Here is a 19,162-nt window from a genome sequence, read left to right on the forward strand (position 1 = left end):
GTTATGCAGACTCCCGACAACAAACTGATGAGCGAGACTGAAACAACCTGGGAACGTTTTAAAGAGGTTGCAGAGAGTATTACACTCACAGCTGAACAGGAGCAAATATTACGGGCATTATTCGCTGTCAGCCCGTTCATTGGCAGGGTTGCGGAAAGTTACCCAGAGCATCTTTTAACCGACTTTTTTGACGACGGTGGAACGAGTATTTGTTTGGTTGATGCTGACAGCTACGGTGACCGTATAGCAGAGTCGTTAAATCAAATAACGCATGACGATGACGCAAAAAAATGCCTCCGCAGGCTACGGCACTGTTGGATGGCGAAGCTGGCCGCAGCCGACATCCTGCAGCAAGTGTCGTTAAAAGAATCTTTGCACCACTACAGTACCTTTGCTGATGCAGCAATCAATAAGAGTCTGCAGTGGTTGTTTGAACGTTTTGTCCAACGTCACGGTAAACCGCTAGATGCTAATGATCAGCTAATGCCAATGCTGGTCATTGGAATGGGCAAGCTGGGCGGAAAAGAGCTGAATTTCTCGTCCGACATTGACCTTATTTTTGCTTTTCCTGAACAAGGCGAAACCCAGGGGCCCGGACGTAATCTGGAGCACGGGGTTTTTTACAAGCGGCTGGCGCAGTCACTTATTGGGTTACTTGACGAGACGACTGCAGACGGGCAAGTGTTTCGGGTCGATATGCGGTTAAGGCCTTTCGGTCAGTCGGGTCCTCTGGTAACCAGTTTGAATGCGCTGGAACATTACTATCAGGAGCAGGGGCGTGACTGGGAACGTTACGCCATGGTTAAAGCCCGTATGATAGGGGCAGATGAACAGTATGAGCAAGCGTTTCAGCAGTTGATACGACCTTTCGTTTACCGCCGCTATATTGATTTTGGCGCCATTGAAGCGCTGCGTAAAATGAAGCTTTTGATTACCCAGGAAACCCGCCGACAGGGAGTTAAAAATAACATCAAGCTGGGTGCCGGCGGGATTCGTGAAGTTGAGTTTATTGTTCAGGCGCATCAGCTTATCCGCGGGGGGCAGGAAAAATCACTGCAGACACGTTCAGTTTATATCGCCATGAACGGCCTGGTGGAACTGGATTTGATAAGCTCGGAGCATGCCAGTCAGCTATTAAAAGATTACGAGTATTTGCGGGTTATTGAGCACCGCCTGCAACAAATTGATGACCAGCAAACTCAGCAATTACCCAGCGATGAAACTGGCCGCGCACGGTTGTGCACAATGCTGAATGAACCTGAGTGGGAAACCTTGCAGAGAAAAATAGACAAGTGCATGGAGCGCATTCATGCTGAGTTCCAGCAAGTGGTTGGCGCGGAGTCTGAAGATGACGAGGATGAACAAGGCTTGCAGGTTTTGTGGCAGGACATGCTGGATGATGATGCTGCGATAGAAATCATAGAGAGCGAGGGCGTTGATGAACCTCAGGCATTATGGACTCTGATTAAAAACTTTCGCCAGGAGAGCCGCCGTCGTAGTTCGGGCCCAAGAGGGCGTTCAGCGTTAGCTAGGTTAATGCCCATAATGCTCCGGCATGCCATTCAGCATCAGCACCCGGAGCGGCTACTGGAAAGGCTGCTTTCTATTATCAAGGCGGTTATGAGTCGAACGGCGTACATTGAACTGCTGGCGGAAAACCCCGGCGCCCGCGAGCAGCTTTGCAAATTGTGTATGGCGAGCCCATGGATCTCTGAACAGTTGGCTTTGCACCCCATACTTCTGGATGAACTGATTGACCCGCAGCAGCTATACAGCCTACCTGAGTCAAAGGACTATGCGGCCGTGCTGCGCGAATATCTTGTACGTATTCCTGAACAAGATCTGGAAACTCAAATGGATGCGTTGCGTCAGGCTAAGCAGGCGCTGCAACTGAAAATTGCTGCAGCGGATATCAGTGGCGTTTTGGAACTGATGAACGTTAGTGATCATTTGAGTGCGCTGGCAGAAGCCACTATTTCTCAAGTGGTCGGTCTGGCCTGGCAACATCTGACTCAAAAACATGGGAAGCCCGCGGGAACCAGTATCGATAATACCGGGTTCGCAGTATTGGGATATGGGAAACTAGGCGGGCAGGAGCTGGGTTATGGTTCCGATCTTGATCTCGTTTTTGTAACGGATGCTAATTATCAGGGACAGACAGACGGTCAACGACCGATTGAAGTTCAGCAGTTTTACTTACGACTGGCGCAACGAATTCTGCATTTATTTACTACCCGTACCGTTGCAGGCATTTTGTATGACGTGGATTTACGCTTGCGCCCGTCAGGGCAGGCTGGTTTACTGGTGACGCAGGTGAGCTCTTTTGCCCGTTATTTGCGCGACGACGCCTGGACCTGGGAGTTGCAGGCACTGGTGCGTGCGCGGCCTGTATTCGGCGTTCCGGCTTTAAGGGATACAGTTATGGATATACGCCGGAGTGTTCTTTCTCAACAACGAGATGAACACGAACTGCGTCAGAATATCGTTAGTATGCGAGAAAAAATGCGTGAGCATCTGACCCAAAGAAACAGTCGGAAGTTCGACTTAAAACAAGACCCGGGTGGTATCGCTGATATTGAATTTATTACTCAGTACCTGGTTCTGCGTTACGCACATCAATATCCGGAGCTATGCAAATACAGTGATAACGTCAGGCTTCTGACCGAAGCGCAACAGTTACACCTACTTACAGAGGTGGACGCTCAGAATTTAATTAACGCATTTCAGATTTTCCGCTGTGAGAGTCATTCGCTGGCGTTGCAGGGGGAGCAGTTATTGGAGGAGCACAACCTGGACAGCGAACGTCAGGCTGTGCTCAATTGCTGGAATCATTTATTGGAAGATGACTTGTAGTAGCTTGGCATGTCAGGGTCGGGGCGGGTTTTAAACCTGCGGTGAACCCAGAGGTACTGGGCCGGAGCTTTTAGAATGGCGTCTTCCACCAAACCATTAACGCGTTCGGCATCCGCTTTCTTGTCTCCCGTGGGGAAATTTTCAAGGGGCGGTTCGTAAAAGAGATCGTAACCGCTTCCGTCGTCACGTCTGACGCAACGGCTAACCATGACTTTGCAGTTCGGGTTGCGGGCAAAAAGCATAGTACCCAAGGTTGTTGAAGCATCTGGTACTTCAAAGAACTTAACAAACTCGACGCGACGACGGCCATAATCCTGATCCGGAAGATAGCCGGCGATATCACCTTCGGTCAGTGATCTCATCATCGCTTTAACATCGCGACGCTGGATCATATATTTGTTTGAACGCCCTCTGCCGCGGGTTTGTAAGAACTCCATGACCGCATTATTATGTGGGCGGTAAAGACCTACAGCTGGCTCGACAAAGCCATGTAAGCGGGCATGAACTTCTAAGCTCAGGAAGTGAAAGAGCAATAACAGTACGCCGCTGCCATCCTCCTGCGCCTTACGTAAGTGCTCTTCACCATGGACGTGTAGCTTACGTTTAATTCGCCAGTTCGGCCACCACCAGGCCATGCCAACTTCAAAGTATGCGATTCCGGTATTTTTCATATTTTCGGTTAGCAATGCCTCGATCTTCTCATTGCTGTATTCCGGGAAGCAAAGCTTTAAGTTGGTACGGGCTATATTCACCCGGCGCGGCATGAGTTTTTTAAACAACAACCCCAACCCGCGGCCCATGGCAAGCTGTAGCCGATAAGGCAGCCATGACACGCTATACAGGATGAAAACACCGAGCCAGGTAAGCCAAAACTTAGGATGTAAAAAGTAGAATTTAAATTTGGGAGGTTCGATCACAGCTGATGTCGCTTATTATTCGCTATTTGCCGCGGATAGTAACATAAAAATTCTAAAATGAGGCACCGCCAATAGTCAGGCGGTGCCACGGTCTGCGCAACTAGTCTGCGGCAGTGCCTTGTACGTTTTCAGAAAGACTGCTGTTAATCGCCATCAGGTCTTGTTCCTGCAGTTGTCCAGCGGCTTTTTCCAGAGTCAGCACTTGACGGATGTAGCCATAGCGCGCTTCTGACAAGTTACGTTTTGCATTGTAAAGGTTACGAGTACTGTCCAGCACATCAACAATAGTACGAGTACCTACTTCAAACCCTGCTTCTGTGGCTTTTAAAGCACTTTCGGCAGAAACAACTGACTGTTGAAATGCTTTAATACTGGCAATCGACGCAGAGACTTCATAAAAAGAGTTACGAACTTGGCGCTCCACATTACGGCGGGTCTGCACCATTTGTTGACTGCTAACAACGTAGTTATCCCGTGCTTGCGCAATTTCAGATGACGTGCGGAACCCGGAGAAAATAGGAACACTGACATTCAGACCAATCGAACGGCTGTCGAGTCGGGGCAAATTCGTTGTCTGCTCTTGTCCATTATCGCCGGTAATTGTGCGCTCGTTATCACTTGTGGAATAGCGTGCCTCTAAAGATACTGTAGGGTAGTGTCCACTTTGCTGCAGTTTTATTTGTTGCTCTGCAATTTCTACCTGTACCTGACTCTCCAGTAAACTCAAGTTAGCATTTTCAGCTTTTTTAACCCATGTTTCGATGTTGTCAGGAGATGGATCGCTCGGAGAAAATGTTTCAGTGTTTAGGGCCGCGAGATCTTGTGGGTAGCGACCAGTAATTTCACGAATGTCTTCCAAAGCAATTTTGACTGCATTCTTGGCCTGAATTTCACTAGCGACAGCGCTATCATACTGAGCTTGTGCTTCGTGGACATCAGTAATAGCTGTTAAACCTACCGAAAAACGCTGTTTCGTTTGTTCAAGTTGGCGTTCAATGGCTTTTTTCTCAGCTTCAGCGAAAGATAAATCGTCGCGCGCCTGCAAAGCCTGAAAATAAGCATTAACAACACGGATCATTAAATCTTGCTGAGCGTTACTGTAGGCAACTTCTGCCTGGTATGCTTGTTTTTCTGCAATATCTGCATTTTTCCAGACACTCCAGTCAAAAAGGCTTTGATTAAGACTTACACCTGCACTCCAGCCATTGCTGTCAGTATCAAAAACCTGAATGCCGGATTCAAAAACCAGAGGTGATTCGCTGGTCGAGTCAGTGTAACCTGCGTCACCTGTAATTTGTGGCAGGAATCCTGACTTGGCAATATCAATGCCTTTTTGTGCGGCGTTTCGCTCCGCTGCGGCACTTAATAGGGTCGGGTCGTTATCAACGGCTAAACGATAAATTTGAGCCAAATCTTCAGCGTTTGACGTAAAAGATACTGTGGTCAGTGCCAGACCGACGGCTGCCGACAAAATATGCTTTTTCATGGTAGTCAGTTTCCTGTTACTTAACGTGCAATTGTTCAATGATTGCGCATAGTTTACATACAGTGTTGAATGATTACCAGTGTAAATGATTTGCGCAGATAGTTTAAGAAAAACATGGTTTCAGAATTCGCTCAAGTGTAACAGAATGTTTGTCTTATCCGCCTATGTAAAAAAGGACACTAAGTATGACAATTCGTTTTCACCGGAATGATGTGAAAGTAAAGGAAAAGGCACCTCTTTATCAAGGTTTTTTATCGGTTTATCGCTATTCTTTACAACATCGGCTGTTCTCTGGTGACTGGAGTCCGGAGATAAACAGGGAGTTAATGGAACGCGGGCACGCTGTTGTGGTTATTCCTTATGACCCAGTCCGCGATGAACTGGTTGTTCTGGAGCAGTTCAGGGTTGGTGCACTCGACGACAGAAATGGGCCATGGTTGTTTGAGTTCGTTGCCGGTATGTTTGACGCGGACGAGAGCTCAGAGGAAGTGGCCACGCGTGAATTAGAGGAAGAAGCTGGATTAAAAGCTAAGCGGCTAATTTACGCTACCAGCTATTATTCAAGCCCGGGTGGTACCGACGAGAAACTGACTATTTATATTGCCGAAGTCGACAGTCAATCGGCTGCCAGTTTTGGCGGGTTAGCTGAAGAAGACGAAGATATTCGAGTCCACGTTTTACCCAGAACAGAAGTTATTGGCATGCTCGAACGTGAAGAAATCAACAACGCGGCAAGTGTTATTGGGTTACAATGGTTGCTATTACATCGTGATAAGGTGTTCTCTGACCAGGAGCAAAACTGAGGTTTTATTATGCAACAGCGCTATGTTGTCGACGTTGCGGAACTGCACCGACTAACCGAACTAAATTACGCAGGCCTTTTACCGCTGCTGTCTCAGCTTGAATCTGAAGCTGAGGTAACGCTCTACGCGGGCGAAAATTTGGCTTTCAATTTACGTAACGTCAGTGAATCGCGATACACCTCAGATATTGAAATTGAGCAATTAAAGCCAAACTGGGCGGATTACTTGCAGGCGAAAATGACGGTAAGATTATACCATGATGTGCGTATGGCTGAGATCATATCCAGTCAGGGTGTTACCCGATTAGCGGCACGTTATCAACAACCTAACCGCGAAATGCGGCACCGGGACGAAAAGCATCAGGTTAATCAGTTTTTGGCTGACTGGTTAACCTTGTGTCGAAAGCAAGGTCATATTCAACCAAAACTCAGTGAAGCCGTTCAGAAATTTATGCCTTACTACTTCAAATAGACGTCAGTTAGCGGTAAATTGAGGCACACTTTTCGCGGATCGAGCCAATAATAAAAACAGGGACTCATGACAGACTATAAATCCGACTCCATTGAGGTGCTGAACGGACTGGAACCGGTTCAGCGCCGCCCCGGTATGTACACTGACACCTCTCGACCTAATCACTTGGGTCAGGAAGTTATAGATAACAGTGTCGATGAAGCTCTGGCGGGGCACGCTAAGTCATTACTTGTTGTTTTGCATCCCGATCAATCTCTCGAAACGACAGATGATGGACGGGGAATGCCGGTGGATATCCACCCGGAAGAGGGGGTTCCCGGCGTTGAGCTGATTATGAGCAAACTGCACGCCGGCGGTAAATTTTCAAATAAAAACTATCAATTCTCCGGTGGTTTGCACGGTGTGGGGATTTCAGTTGTTAATGCGCTTTCTAAGCGCGTTGAGCTGACTATTAAGCGTGACGGCCAGGTTTATGAAATGGCCTATGAAAACGGTGATAAAGTCAGCGAGCTGGAGGTTACCGGTACCGTAGGCAAGAGAAATACCGGCACCCGGGTTCACTTTTGGCCAGACCCTCAATATTTCGATTCGGCAAAATTCTCGGTTACCAAACTAAAACATATTTTGCGAGCTAAGGCGGTACTCTGCCCCGGGCTTAAAATAACCTTCCGCAACAAAATAGATGACACAGAAGATACCTGGTTCTATCAGGACGGTCTGACTGACTACCTGGTGGAAGCGGTAAAAGATGTACCGACGTTGCCGGAAATGCCGTTTGACGGAAGTTTTAGTTCTCAGACTGAAGGTGTTGACTGGGCCGTTACCTGGCTCCCGGAAGGCGGTGAAGGGGTCTCAGAAAGTTACGTTAACCTCATTCCTACTACGCTCGGCGGTACTCACGTTAATGGATTGCGTCAGGGCTTGCTGGAAGCCATGCGCGAGTTTTGTGAGTTTCGTAATTTGTTACCCAGAGGTGTCAAATTAACACCAGAAGATGTCTGGGAGCGTTGCAGTTATATCCTGTCGACAAAAATGCAGGATCCGCAATTTGCCGGACAGACCAAAGAGCGTTTGTCATCCCGTCAGTCGGCCAGTTTTGTTTCCGGTGTGGTAAAAGACGCTTTTAGCCTGTGGCTGAATGAGCATACCGATCAAGCCGAACTTTTAGCCGATGTGTGTATTAGTAACGCGCAGCGACGCTTAAAAGCCAGTAAAAAAGTTGTTCGTAAAAAAGTAACTCAGGGTCCGGCGCTGCCTGGCAAGCTCACCGACTGCTCAAGTCAGGAACCTGGCCGCAGTGAATTGTTTTTAGTGGAAGGGGACTCGGCAGGAGGCTCTGCTAAGCAAGCCCGCGATCGCGAGTTTCAGGCGGTGATGCCGTTGCGGGGAAAAATCTTAAATACCTGGGAAGTCGACCCGGAGCAAATTTTAGCCTCGCAGGAAATTCATGACATTTCGGTAGCTGTCGGAGTCGACCCAAACAGTGTTGATTTAGACAAACTGCGGTATGGAAAAATTTGTATTCTTGCTGACGCCGATTCCGACGGTCTGCACATTGCCACCTTGTTGTGCGCATTGTTTGTAAAACATTTCAGACCTTTGGTTGAACATGGTCATATTTTTGTGGCGATGCCTCCGCTGTACCGTGTCGATGTGGGGAAAGAAGTGTTTTACGCACTAGATGAAGCAGAAAAGCAGGGTATCCTGGACCGGATTGAAGCAGAGAAACGTAAAGGCAAAGTGAATGTGCAGCGTTTCAAAGGTCTGGGTGAGATGAATCCGCTGACACTGCGAGAAACAACCATGGATCCTAATACCCGCCGGTTAGTCCAGTTGACCATTGATGACGGCGAAGTAATGGAAGAATTAATGGATATGCTGTTAGCGAAAAAACGCGCTGGTGATCGCCGTACCTGGCTGGAAAGCAAAGGTAACATGGCCGATTTGGCTGAACTGTAAGCACTTGTGAGCAAGGAGAAGTCAGAATGTCGACGGAAGTTACAGAAACCCGCCCACTGAGTCGCTTTACCGAAGAGGCCTACCTTAATTACTCCATGTACGTAATTATGGACAGGGCATTGCCAAATATTGGCGATGGCCTGAAGCCGGTACAGCGACGCATTGTTTACGCAATGTCAGAGCTGGGTTTATCTGCATTAGCAAAATATAAAAAATCGGCTCGTACCGTGGGTGATGTGCTGGGTAAGTTCCACCCTCATGGTGACAGCGCCTGTTATGAAGCAATGGTATTAATGGCGCAGCCCTTTACCTATCGTCACCCTCTGGTCGATGGTCAGGGTAACTGGGGTTCGCCGGATGACCCTAAGTCTTTCGCGGCCATGCGTTATACCGAAGCCCGGTTGTCTAAGTTCAGCGAAGTACTGCTGAGTGAGCTGGGTCAGGGCACGGTTGACTGGATACCGAATTTCGACGGCACCATGAAAGAACCTCAGGTACTGCCGGCACGGTTACCACATATTTTGCTGAATGGCGTAACTGGCATTGCGGTTGGCATGGCGACGGACATCCCGCCGCACAATGCCCGTGAAGTAGCAAATGCCTGCGCGATGTTACTGGAAAAGCCCGGTAGCCAGCTTGAAGATATTATGGAAGTCTTGAAAGGTCCTGACTATCCGACTGATGCGGAGATAATCACTCCGTCAGAAGACATCGTCAAACTCTATGAAACCGGACGAGGCAGCATTAAAATGCGAGCCTGTTACAGTATTGAAGATGGCGAAATTGTTATTACTGCGCTACCGCACCAGGCATCTGGCGCAAGGGTTTTAGAGCAAATAGCGCATCAAATGCAGGCGAAAAAGTTACCTCTGGTTGCAGACTTACGTGATGAGTCTGACCATGAGAACCCGACTCGATTGGTAGTGGTTCCGCGTTCAAACCGTGTCGATACCGAACAGTTAATGAACCACCTGTTTGCTACCACTGACTTAGAAAAGCAGTATCGGGTTAATCTGAATATTCTCGGCTTAGACGGTCGGCCAAAAGTGAAGCCTTTGGTGGGCATTTTGAAAGAGTGGCTGGAATTCCGTCAGACCACTGTTACCCGACGTTTGCAGCATCGTTTAGATAAAGTGCTGGCCCGTTTGCATATTCTGGAAGGCTTACTCATTGCTTATCTGAATATTGATGAAGTCATTGAGATTATTCGTACAGAAGACAAGCCGAAAGAAGAGCTGATGAGCCGTTTTGCGCTCACCGATAAGCAAGCCGAAGCTATTCTTGAATTGAAGTTACGTCACTTAGCTAAATTGGAAGAAATGAAGCTGACTGGCGAGCAGGATGAATTGAATAAAGAACGAGAAAAACTTGAGACCTTGCTGGGGTCTGATCGTCGGTTGAAAACTTTAATTAAGAAAGAGTTGCTGGCGGATGCTGAGAATTATGGCGATGAACGTCGTTCACCTATTGTTGAACGCTCTGAAGCAAAAGCGCTAAGCGAACGAGACTTAACCCCTGCTGAAGCGGTCACTGTTGTGCTCTCTAAAAAAGGCTGGGTACGTACAGCCAAAGGTCACGATATAGAAGGTGATAAGCTCAGTTATAAATCCGGAGACAGCTATCTTTCTTCGGCTGAGGGGAAGAGTAATCAGCCGGTGGTGTTCCTCGATACTTCGGGGAAAAGCTTTTCTTGTGAGGCTCATTTGTTGCCATCAGCGAGAAGTCAGGGGGAACCTCTGACCGGACGTTTCAGCCTGGTTGCTGGCGAGAATGTCGAGCATGTTTTAATGGCAAAAGATGAAAGTCATTTGCTGCTGGCCTCTGACGCAGGCTACGGGTTTGTTTGTCAGTTTAGTGATTTAGTCAGCCGTAATAAAAATGGTAAAGCCATTATTACATTACCTACCGGGGCTAAGATCCTGCCGCCGAATAACGTGAATGACCTGCAACACGACAAAGTCATTGTTATTTCTAACGAGGGCCGGATGTTGGTCTTCCCGGTTGCAGACTTACCGCAGTTGAGCAAAGGAAAAGGAAATAAATTAATTAGTATTCCGGCCTTAAGAGCGCAGTCCCGCGAGGAGTATGTGGTTGCTTTAGCTACCGCCGCGCCGGATACTGCCATTACTCTCATTGCAGGTAAACGCAAACTGACTCTGAAGCCGGCTGATTTAGAACATTATTACGGAGAACGTGGTCGCCGGGGCAATAAACTGCCGCGCGGGTTACAACGTGTCGACGAAATAGTGGTTGAGGAAAACAAGGATTAATTGGGGAGTTTGGATGTTAGCCTTGTTGCGATGGTTGTTTCTTGGCGGTTTTGTTGTGGTGTTCGGTGTTGTAGGCTGCTTGTTTTGCATTGTCCGGCCGTTTCACCGCAACAATACCTATCGTTTTGCCCATATTTTTGGTTGGGCAATACGGGTTTTGGGGATGCGAATTGAGGTCAGCCGGCACCCGGATATTGAAAAGGGCGGGCCTTATGTCTTTATTTGTAATCATCAAAATAGCTGGGAAATTTTCACCATAGCAGCAATGCTGCCAAAAAATACGGTGACCGTTGGCAAGAAGAGCCTTAGATGGATACCTTTTTTCGGTTGGCTCTACTGGTTGGCAGGCAATATCCTTATAGACAGAAAAAATGCCGGTAAAGCCCATGGCACAATCGGGCAGACGGCGGATGCGATAAAGCAGCGCGATATTTCGGTGTGGATGTTTCCTGAAGGCACCCGCAGTTATGGACGTGGTTTGTTGCCATTTAAAAACGGTGCTTTTCATACTGCGTACCGGGCTCAAGTGGACGTAGTGCCGGTTTGTGTATCTGAATTGCACGGTAAGATAAAAATGAACCGCTGGAATAACGGAGTGTTAAAAGTGGCGTTTCTTGAACCGGTGAGAATTGCCAATTATCAGCGAGAGAATCTACGTGAACTGAGTGCTCACTGTCATCAAAAAATGGATGATAAAATTAAGCAGTTAAACGCGAGCATTGAGCAAGAACAGGCTAAAAAGGAAAAAACATGAGTCGAGATCTTAATGATCTACTTACGCAAAGTGAAGAAACTGTACAGGCTTTGATTGCTGATGGTGCAGAAACAGAACTCTTGTATGAAATTGAGCATCACTTAGCCAGCCAGGACTTTACCAAACTGGAAAAAGCCGCTGTTGAACTGGTTAAGCAGGGATATCATGTGGACGATGCCGACGAGTTTGAAGACGAACGAGGCAAGCGTTGGTTTGCGTTTATGGCGGTAACAGACGCCGAGCTTGATAACGATATTTTAAACCGTCAGGTGCGTGAAATAGCCGCTATAGCTGATGAGTGCGAAGTGGAGTATGACGGCTGGGGTACGCTGATTGAAGACGAAGAACTTGACGATGAAGGCTTAGATGACAGAGAGGAGTGAGCCTCTCTCTGCTTTTATTAGCAATTCAAGGTTACAAGTTTTGTTTTAGAATAGATGACGTTAAAAAAAGCCCGAATCTAATGATCCGGGCTTTTTTGTTCAGCAATGGCGTTGTACAAAATTAGAGAGCTTTAATTTTGTCCTGTTGCTCCTGCAACTGCTTCAGGGTTGTTTCGGCCTCTGAAAGCTTTTCACGTTCTTTGGCAATGACAGCTTCAGGTGCTTTACTGACAAAGTTGTCATTGCTTAACTTGCCATTCAGGCGCTGCCACTCTTTATTTGCTTTCTCAATAGACTTTTGCAGACGCTGCAGCTCAGCTTCTTTATCAATTAAACCTGCCATTGGAATGTGTAGCTTCAACGTGTCAACCAGCGCGGTCATACTGGCTGGTGCGTCATCGTCGCTTTCAATAAACTCAATAGATTCCAGTTTTGCCAGGCTACTGAGGAAGCTTTGGTTATTTTCAATACGGCCCCTGGCCATTGCATCAGCATTTGAGAGCAGCAGAGGCAAAGGCTTATTCGGTGATAAGTCCATTTCGCCACGAATATTACGAATAGCCAGAATAACACGCTTAAGCCACTCCATGTCCTGCATTGCCTGATGGCTGACGTTGTCCTCAACCTGAGGAAACGGCTGCAGCATAATGGTCTCACCCGTATTACCAACCAGCGGCTTAACGCGTTGCCAGATGGTTTCAGTAATGTAAGGCATGACTGGGTGTAGAAGACGCAGTAGCTGTTCCAGAACATTCACCAGTGTGTGGCGGGTACCGCGTTGTTGTACTTCTGTACCATTTTGCAGCACCGGCTTAGTGAGCTCCAGATACCAGTCACAGAATTGGTTCCAGGTAAACTCGTACGCAATAGCCGCAGCCTGATCAAAACGGTAGGTATCCAAAGCCTGACGAAAGTCTTTTACTGTGCTGTTAAAACGGGCAATGATCCATTCGTCTGCCAGTGACAGGGTCATATCGTCGTTTTCGAGACCACAGTCATGCTCCTCGGTACTCATTAGCACATAACGGCTGGCGTTCCATAGCTTGTTACAGAAGTTGCGATAACCTTCCAGGCGCTTCATGTCCCAGTTGATATCGCGACCTGTTGAGGCAAGTGCTGTTAAGGTAAAACGCAGTGCATCGGTGCCGTGAGCGGTAATACCTTCAGGGAACTCCTTGCGGGTGCGTTTTTCAATTTTCTCGCGCATTTTAGGCTGCATCAAATTCGCGGTACGTTTAGCGACCAGCTCGTCAGCGCTAATGCCGTCAATCATGTCCAGCGGGTCTAATACATTACCTTTAGACTTCGACATTTTCTGGCCTTCTTCGTCACGAATAAGGCCGGTCACATAGACTTTCTTAAACGGAACCTGCGGCTGGCCATCCTCATCTTTTATGAAGTGCATGGTCATCATGATCATGCGGGCAACCCAGAAGAAAATAATGTCGAAACCGGTAACCAGCACATCGGTCGGATGGAAGGTTTTTAAGTCTTCGGTATTTTTTGGCCAACCGAGAGTAGAAAAGGTCCATAGCGCGGAAGAGAACCAGGTATCTAATACGTCTTCGTCCTGCTGAAGAGGAGTATCGCCTAAATTATGTTTGTCCCGCACTTCTTCTTCGGTGCGACCAACATAAACATTGCCTTGTTCGTCGTACCATGCCGGAATACGGTGTCCCCACCATAACTGACGCGAAATACACCAGTCCTGAATGTCACGCATCCAGCTGAAATACATGTTCTCGTACTGCTTGGGTACAAACTCAATACGACCGTCTTCAACCGCTTCAGTCGCCTGTTTGGCCATAGGCTCAACGCGGACATACCATTGGTCGGTTAAATGCGGTTCAATAGGAACGCCACCACGGTCACCATACGGTATTTTGTTGGTGTGCTTTTCAATTTTTTCCAGCAAACCGAGTTCGTCAAATTCAGCAACCAGTTGTTTACGAGCCTCGAAACGCTCTTTACCGGCGTACTGCTCAGGAAGCGCACCGTTAAACCCGTTCAGCTCTTCAAGCGTTTCACCCGTACTGGTGTAAAGCCCCGCTTTTGCCATAACATGAGCCGTGTCATCGAAAATTGAAATCATGCCAGTTTGATGACGCTTGCCAATTTCGTAATCGTTAAAATCATGCGCCGGGGTTACCTTTACGCAACCAGTACCGAATTCGCTGTCAACGTGATGGTCGGCAACTATCGGAATGCGGCGGTTAACAATGGGTAACTCAAGGTGTTTACCGACTAAATGAGCGAAGCGCTCGTCGTCGGGATGCACGGCAACACACACATCGCCTAACATGGTTTCCGGGCGGGTGGTCGCGACCACTAAATGATCTTTACCGTCTTCGGTTTTCTCACCATCGGCCAGCGGGTAGCGTAAATACCAGATAGAACCTTGTTGTTCTTTGTTCTCGACTTCTAAGTCGGAAATGGCAGTCTGCAGCGCAGGGTCCCAGTTTACCAGGCGCTTACCACGATAAATCAGGTTGTCTTCGTGCAGTTTTACGAAGACCTCGCGGACCGCATCTGAAAGACCTTCGTCCATCGTGAAGCGCTCGCGATCCCAGTCAACTGAGTCGCCCAGACGGCGCATTTGTTGGGTAATAGTGCCACCGGATTGTTCTTTCCACTCCCATATTTTATCAATGAAAGCGTCGCGCCCAAGTTCCTGGCGAGTTTGTCCCTGAGCTGCCAACTGGCGTTCAACAACCATCTGCGTAGCAATACCTGCGTGGTCGGAACCAACTTGCCATAATGTATTAAGGCCATCCATGCGCTGGTAACGGGTCAGCGTATCCATAATAGTGTGTTGGAAGGCATGGCCCATATGCAGACTGCCAGTAACGTTGGGTGGCGGAATCATAATCGAGTAGGAGTCGCCTTTACCTGAGGGCTTGAAATAGCCCTTATCTTCCCATTGTTGGTAGAGATCTTGTTCTATCGCTGCAGGGGAGTATGTTTTATCCATAATGACCTTACTTCTGTTCGGATGTCAGGGGCTCGGTTTGCATTTGGCAACCGCGCGCCCTGTAATGTTTGTAACGCTCGCGAGCTGTTTTTTTGCCATTGTCATCGGCTGGAACAATGTCATAGAGCTTTTGGCTCTGCTGGGCTTGCACCGGAATTTCTTCCGCCAGATTAAACAGCGCATAACCCGGACGGTTTTTTACTGCATCGGCCTCAGGCCAGCAAAACTCTACCGGAGCACCTGTAGCCGGGCCTTCGCCGTGTAAGTTATGCGGAATAAAAGCATCACTTGGTTGTTGCCACAAAAGCTCGTCCAGAGCTTCAGCCTGTTGTTGATTGCGGGCCCAGACCCGCAACTTTTTATGCTTTCGGTACAGTTGCGCTATCTTATCGCAGATAAGCCGGTTTTGCTCATCTTCGGCTCCGTCCGGCATTAAGAAAAAGGTGGCTGACGACATGTTATTCAGCTGCCTCGGTGTTACACCGGTTAATTAAGAACTGAGTTAACAGTGGAACCGGACGGCCTGTTGAGCCTTTGTCTTTACCACCTTGCCACGCTGTGCCTGCGATATCCATGTGCGCCCAGTTGTACTTTTTAGTGTAACGCGAGAGGAAACAAGCAGCAGTAATAGTGCCGGCTTCACGACCGCCGATATTCGCCATATCCGCAAACGGGCTATCCAGCATCGACTGATATTCGTCCCAAAGCGGCATGCGCCAGGCTTTGTCACCACTTTGCTGAGCAGCGTTCAGAATTTCGTGTGCTAACGGATTATGCTGGCTGAGCACGGCGGAAGCATGACTGCCTAAAGCAATAACACAGGCGCCTGTCAGCGTGGCTAAATCAATCACGGATTCAGGTTCAAATCGCTCGATATATGTCAGGGTATCGCACAGCACCAGTCGACCTTCCGCGTCAGTATTCAGTACTTCAACTGTTTGGCCGCTCATGGTGGTTAAAATATCACCTGGTCGGTAGGCTTTGCCATCCGGCATGTTTTCACAACCGGCGACCGCACCAATAACATTGATAGGCAGTTGCAGTTCGGCCAGAGCCTGCATGGCGCCTAAAACGCCCGCTGCACCGCCCATATCGTATTTCATTTCATCCATATTCGCGGACGGCTTAATTGAAATACCGCCAGAATCAAATGTCAGACCTTTACCTACCAGCACAATAGGAGCCTGGTCATCGGGTGCGCCTTTATAATGCATTAATGTGAGCACTGACTCATGCTCTGAACCGCGACCAACCGCTAAGTATGCATTCATACCCAGTTTTTCCATTTCGGCTTCTTCAACCGTGGTAACTGTTAAGTTGTCGTAATTATCAGCCATTAATTTGGCTTGATCGGCTAAATAACGAGGCGTGCAAATGTTAGGTGGCATATTCGCTACGTTGCGGCAAATATCCATTCCGGTTGCCACCGCTAATGCGTGCTGCACAGCTTGTTCGCCCAAAGCCAGCTCTTTGCGGCTTGGAACGTTAAAAACCAATTTGCGTAACGGGCGGCGAGGCTCTTCTTTTTTACTTTTGAGCTCATTAAAGTTATACAATGTTGCCCGGGCTGCCTCTACTGCCTGGCGAACTTTCCAGTAGGTATCGCGCCCTTTAACGTGCAGTTCACTGAGAAAGCACACCGCTTCCATTGAACCTGTTTCGTTCAACGTGTTCATAGTACGAGCGATAATTTGGCGGTACTGACGCTCATCAAGTTCGCGTTCTTTACCGCAGCCGACCAGTAAAACCCGTTCGGCAAGAATATTGGGGACATGATGTAACAGCAAAACCTGACCGGATTTACCTTCGAGGTCTCCGCGGCGTAATAGGTTGCTTAAATAACCATCACTGACTTTGTCTAATTGTTCGGCAACGCCAGACAGACGACGAGGTTCAAATACGCCAACAACGATACAAGCAGAGCGTTGTTTTTCCGGATTACCACTTTTGACGCTGAACTCCATGACAGTGCTCCTGTTTCAGGTGGCTTCAATGCCTGCTATAGTTTCGCTATAAAGACACTTTGTTGTTAAAATAACAAGTTTACTTAAAAATCACAGCTATTCCAGTAAAAACCTAAGTTATGAGTGAACGCCAGTGCGCATATTCCGATATTTGATCAGTGAAACCTTGAAGTCGCAGCTTGCTGTACTTTTTATCCTGATGACAATTTTTGTCAGTCAGAAATTTGTCCGTGTGTTATCGGATGCGTCAGAAGGGGACATACCGGGCGCTATTATTTTTCAACTGTTGTCGTTGAACCTGCCGGCATTATTGTCACTGATTTTGCCTCTTAGCCTGTTTTTAGGGATTTTACTGGCTCACGGACGTATCTACGCCGACAATGAAATGACCGTTTTGCACGCTTGTGGCGTCAGTGAGTGGTACGTAACTCGAGTGACTCTGGTGCTCTCACTGATTCTGGCTATTATCACCGCGTCTTTTACTTTGTGGCTGGTGCCATGGTCGCTTGATCAGGAGCAAAAACTAGAAGATAAAGCTCGTTCAGAAAGTGGACTTACCGCGCTTATGCCGGGGCGATTTCAGCAAGCCAGCAACCAGAAGGCGGTTATTTTTGTACAAAGTGTTGGCGATGATGGTGATTTAGAAGAAGTTTTTGTTGCGCAGCACACGCACAATCAGGGCGAGTTACAGTCTGGTAGTGTGGTGATGGCCAAAACCGGCAAAGTGATTAGTGAAACAACCGGCTCGCAATGGCTGGAGCTGGGTCAGGGAAAACGTTATGCCGGCGATGACGACAGCTATCAGATGATGTCGTTCGACAGTTATCAATTGCAAATTAAAGAGCAGCAGGCAAGTGAGCAATTACGAAAACTTGAGGCTTACCCAACTGTTGAACTGTTATCGCGGAAAGAACCGGCAGCGATTGCTGAATTACAGTGGCGTATTGCTATTCCGCTGGCAATGCCGTTACTGACACTTATTGCGGTGCCACTAAGCCGGGTAAACCCGCGTCAGGGTAAGTTCGGAAGAATGGCGCCGGCGCTGCTTATTTATCTGGGGTACTTTTTATTGCTTATGGCAGCTAAGTCAGCCATTCGGGACGGCGTTATTCCGCCTATTATTGGCTTGTGGTGGATACACTTCATTTTGCTGATTTTTGGGTTGGCTCTGGTGGGTAAGGGGCGTCCGCTCGGGTTGAGGTTACTGGCAAACTTGCGCTTTGGCGCTGCGCGGGGGCACTGATGTTTAGTATTTTAGATAAGTACATTGGGCTTTCCGTATTACGGACATCGCTTTTAAGTCTGGCCGTATTAACCGGGCTTTCCTCGTTAATCCGCTTTGTGGAGCAGCTTAAAGCGGTGGGTCGCGGCGACTACAATGTTATGGATGCGGCACTCTTTGTGTTTTACAGCCTGCCGCGCGATGTTGAAACTTTCTTTCCAATGGCCGCTTTACTCGGCGGGCTCATTGGCGTGGGGATGCTTGCCAGTAACTCGGAACTGGTGGTCATGATGGCCGCCGGGCGGTCGCGTTTAAATATTATTGGCGCGGTAATGAAGTCAGCTATTATTATGATGGTCGCGGTTATGGCCATTGGAGAGTGGATAGCGCCGCCTATGGAAGCTCAGGGCCGGGCCATACGTTCACAGGCTATTTCCGGCGGTAGCTTAATATCTGCTCAGCAGGGAGTGTGGGCAAAAGATGGCTCGGACTTTATCAATATTGGCGAAGTAGAGGATACCGGACGGCTTAACGACGTATTAATTTACGACTTTAATGACAATCGTGAGTTGCAAAAAGTAACTTACGCCCGGACCGCTAATTTCAGTGGTGACAAATGGCGCATGCAGCAGGTAACTGTAACTCAGCTTGATGATATCCGAATGTTACGTGATGAAAAGCCTAGTATGGTTTGGCAGTCGAGTTTAACGCCGGACAAACTTGGAGTGGTGACTATAAAACCAGAGTCGCTTTCTATTACCGGGCTGTTGGACTACTTAACCTACCTGGAGAGTAATCAGCAATCTGCGGAGCGCTACGAGTTGGCTTTATGGCGGAAACTTTTCGCGCCGATAACGGTAGCGGTTATGCTGTTGGTGGCCTTGTCTTTTATTTTTGGCCCGCTGCGCTCAACAACAATGGGTGCCCGAATATTACTTGGTGTTATTACTGGTTTTGGCTTCCATGTGAGTAATGAAATTTTTGGTCCGTTGGCTCAGGTTTATCAAATTCCGGCTATTCTGGGAGCTTTATTACCCAGTATTTTATTTGCCGGAGTGGCCGTTTACTTTATGCGGGGGCGTACGGCCTGACAATTGGCCGTACCTCTA

Annotated in this window: 14 protein-coding genes; 9 read left to right on the top strand and 5 right to left on the bottom strand. The window is 48.1% G+C overall.

The genetic code is table 11. From position 1 onward, the window contains the following. The first annotated feature begins 3 nt into the window (after positions 1–3). Positions 4–2,853: a bifunctional [glutamate--ammonia ligase]-adenylyl-L-tyrosine phosphorylase/[glutamate--ammonia-ligase] adenylyltransferase gene (gene glnE, locus B2U97_RS03725; protein WP_114982163.1), complete on the top strand. Its 2,850-nt coding sequence runs from the start codon at positions 4–6 to the stop codon at positions 2,851–2,853. On the opposite strand, the gene lpxL is transcribed toward glnE, so the two are convergent. After that, entirely contained in the window at positions 2,829–3,770 is a 942-nt protein-coding gene (gene lpxL, locus B2U97_RS03730) for an LpxL/LpxP family Kdo(2)-lipid IV(A) lauroyl/palmitoleoyl acyltransferase (protein WP_034822497.1), read from the bottom strand. The genes glnE and lpxL overlap by 25 nt on opposite strands. 100 nt (positions 3,771–3,870) lie before the next feature. Then, complete coding sequence (gene tolC / locus B2U97_RS03735) at positions 3,871–5,256, bottom strand: outer membrane channel protein TolC (RefSeq protein ID WP_114982162.1); 1,386 nt, start codon at positions 5,254–5,256, stop codon at positions 3,871–3,873. A 185-nt stretch (positions 5,257–5,441) separates the two neighbouring features. On the opposite strand from tolC, the gene B2U97_RS03740 reads away from it, so the two are divergent. The 6 genes from B2U97_RS03740 (at position 5,442) to rraB (ending at position 11,896) form a co-directional block, all read left to right on the top strand. Then, entirely contained in the window at positions 5,442–6,059 is a 618-nt protein-coding gene (locus B2U97_RS03740) for an NUDIX domain-containing protein (RefSeq protein WP_114982161.1), read from the top strand. 9 nt (positions 6,060–6,068) lie between these two features. Further along, on the top strand, positions 6,069–6,530 hold the full coding sequence (locus B2U97_RS03745; RefSeq protein ID WP_110013979.1) for a DUF1249 domain-containing protein: 462 nt from the start codon (positions 6,069–6,071) through the stop codon (positions 6,528–6,530). A gap of 66 nt (positions 6,531–6,596) precedes the next feature. Beyond that, a complete protein-coding gene (parE, locus tag B2U97_RS03750) occupies positions 6,597–8,489 on the top strand; it encodes a DNA topoisomerase IV subunit B (protein ID WP_114982160.1) in 1,893 nt (630 codons plus the stop codon). A 26-nt stretch (positions 8,490–8,515) separates the two neighbouring features. After that, the gene (gene parC, locus B2U97_RS03755) at positions 8,516–10,759 is read left to right on the top strand and encodes a DNA topoisomerase IV subunit A (protein WP_110013981.1); all 2,244 of its coding nucleotides are present in this window, start codon (positions 8,516–8,518) and stop codon (positions 10,757–10,759) included. A 13-nt stretch (positions 10,760–10,772) separates the two neighbouring features. Further along, a complete protein-coding gene (locus tag B2U97_RS03760; protein ID WP_034822503.1) occupies positions 10,773–11,513 on the top strand; it encodes a 1-acylglycerol-3-phosphate O-acyltransferase in 741 nt (246 codons plus the stop codon). Continuing rightward, complete coding sequence (gene rraB, locus B2U97_RS03765) at positions 11,510–11,896, top strand: ribonuclease E inhibitor RraB (RefSeq protein WP_114982159.1); 387 nt, start codon at positions 11,510–11,512, stop codon at positions 11,894–11,896. Before B2U97_RS03760 ends, rraB begins: the two co-directional genes overlap by 4 nt. A gap of 121 nt (positions 11,897–12,017) precedes the next feature. Here rraB and B2U97_RS03770 read toward each other — a convergent pair whose 3' ends face one another. Genes B2U97_RS03770 through pepA form a run of 3 tightly spaced genes read right to left on the bottom strand, consistent with a single transcriptional unit; the run spans position 12,018 to position 16,831 of the window. Beyond that, positions 12,018–14,867 carry a valine--tRNA ligase gene (locus tag B2U97_RS03770; protein WP_272990223.1) on the bottom strand — a complete coding sequence of 950 codons (2,850 nt, stop codon included), beginning with the start codon at positions 14,865–14,867 and terminating at the stop codon, positions 12,018–12,020. A 7-nt stretch (positions 14,868–14,874) separates the two neighbouring features. Beyond that, a complete protein-coding gene (locus B2U97_RS03775) occupies positions 14,875–15,324 on the bottom strand; it encodes a DNA polymerase III subunit chi (RefSeq protein WP_153849578.1) in 450 nt (149 codons plus the stop codon). 1 nt (position 15,325) lies between these two features. Beyond that, positions 15,326–16,831, bottom strand: a complete 1,506-nt coding sequence (pepA, locus tag B2U97_RS03780) for a leucyl aminopeptidase (protein WP_110013984.1) — start codon at positions 16,829–16,831, stop codon at positions 15,326–15,328. A gap of 133 nt (positions 16,832–16,964) precedes the next feature. On the opposite strand from pepA, the gene lptF reads away from it, so the two are divergent. Together lptF and lptG are read left to right on the top strand one after the other, a co-directional pair. Beyond that, a complete protein-coding gene (gene lptF, locus B2U97_RS03785) occupies positions 16,965–18,074 on the top strand; it encodes an LPS export ABC transporter permease LptF (RefSeq protein ID WP_255801599.1) in 1,110 nt (369 codons plus the stop codon). Next, on the top strand, positions 18,074–19,144 hold the full coding sequence (lptG, locus tag B2U97_RS03790; RefSeq protein WP_011235174.1) for an LPS export ABC transporter permease LptG: 1,071 nt from the start codon (positions 18,074–18,076) through the stop codon (positions 19,142–19,144). Before lptF ends, lptG begins: the two co-directional genes overlap by 1 nt. Positions 19,145–19,162: the final 18 nt, after the last annotated feature.

Source organism: Idiomarina sp. UBA3176, from assembly GCF_002364295.1.
Lineage (GTDB): Bacteria > Pseudomonadota > Gammaproteobacteria > Enterobacterales > Alteromonadaceae > Idiomarina > Idiomarina loihiensis.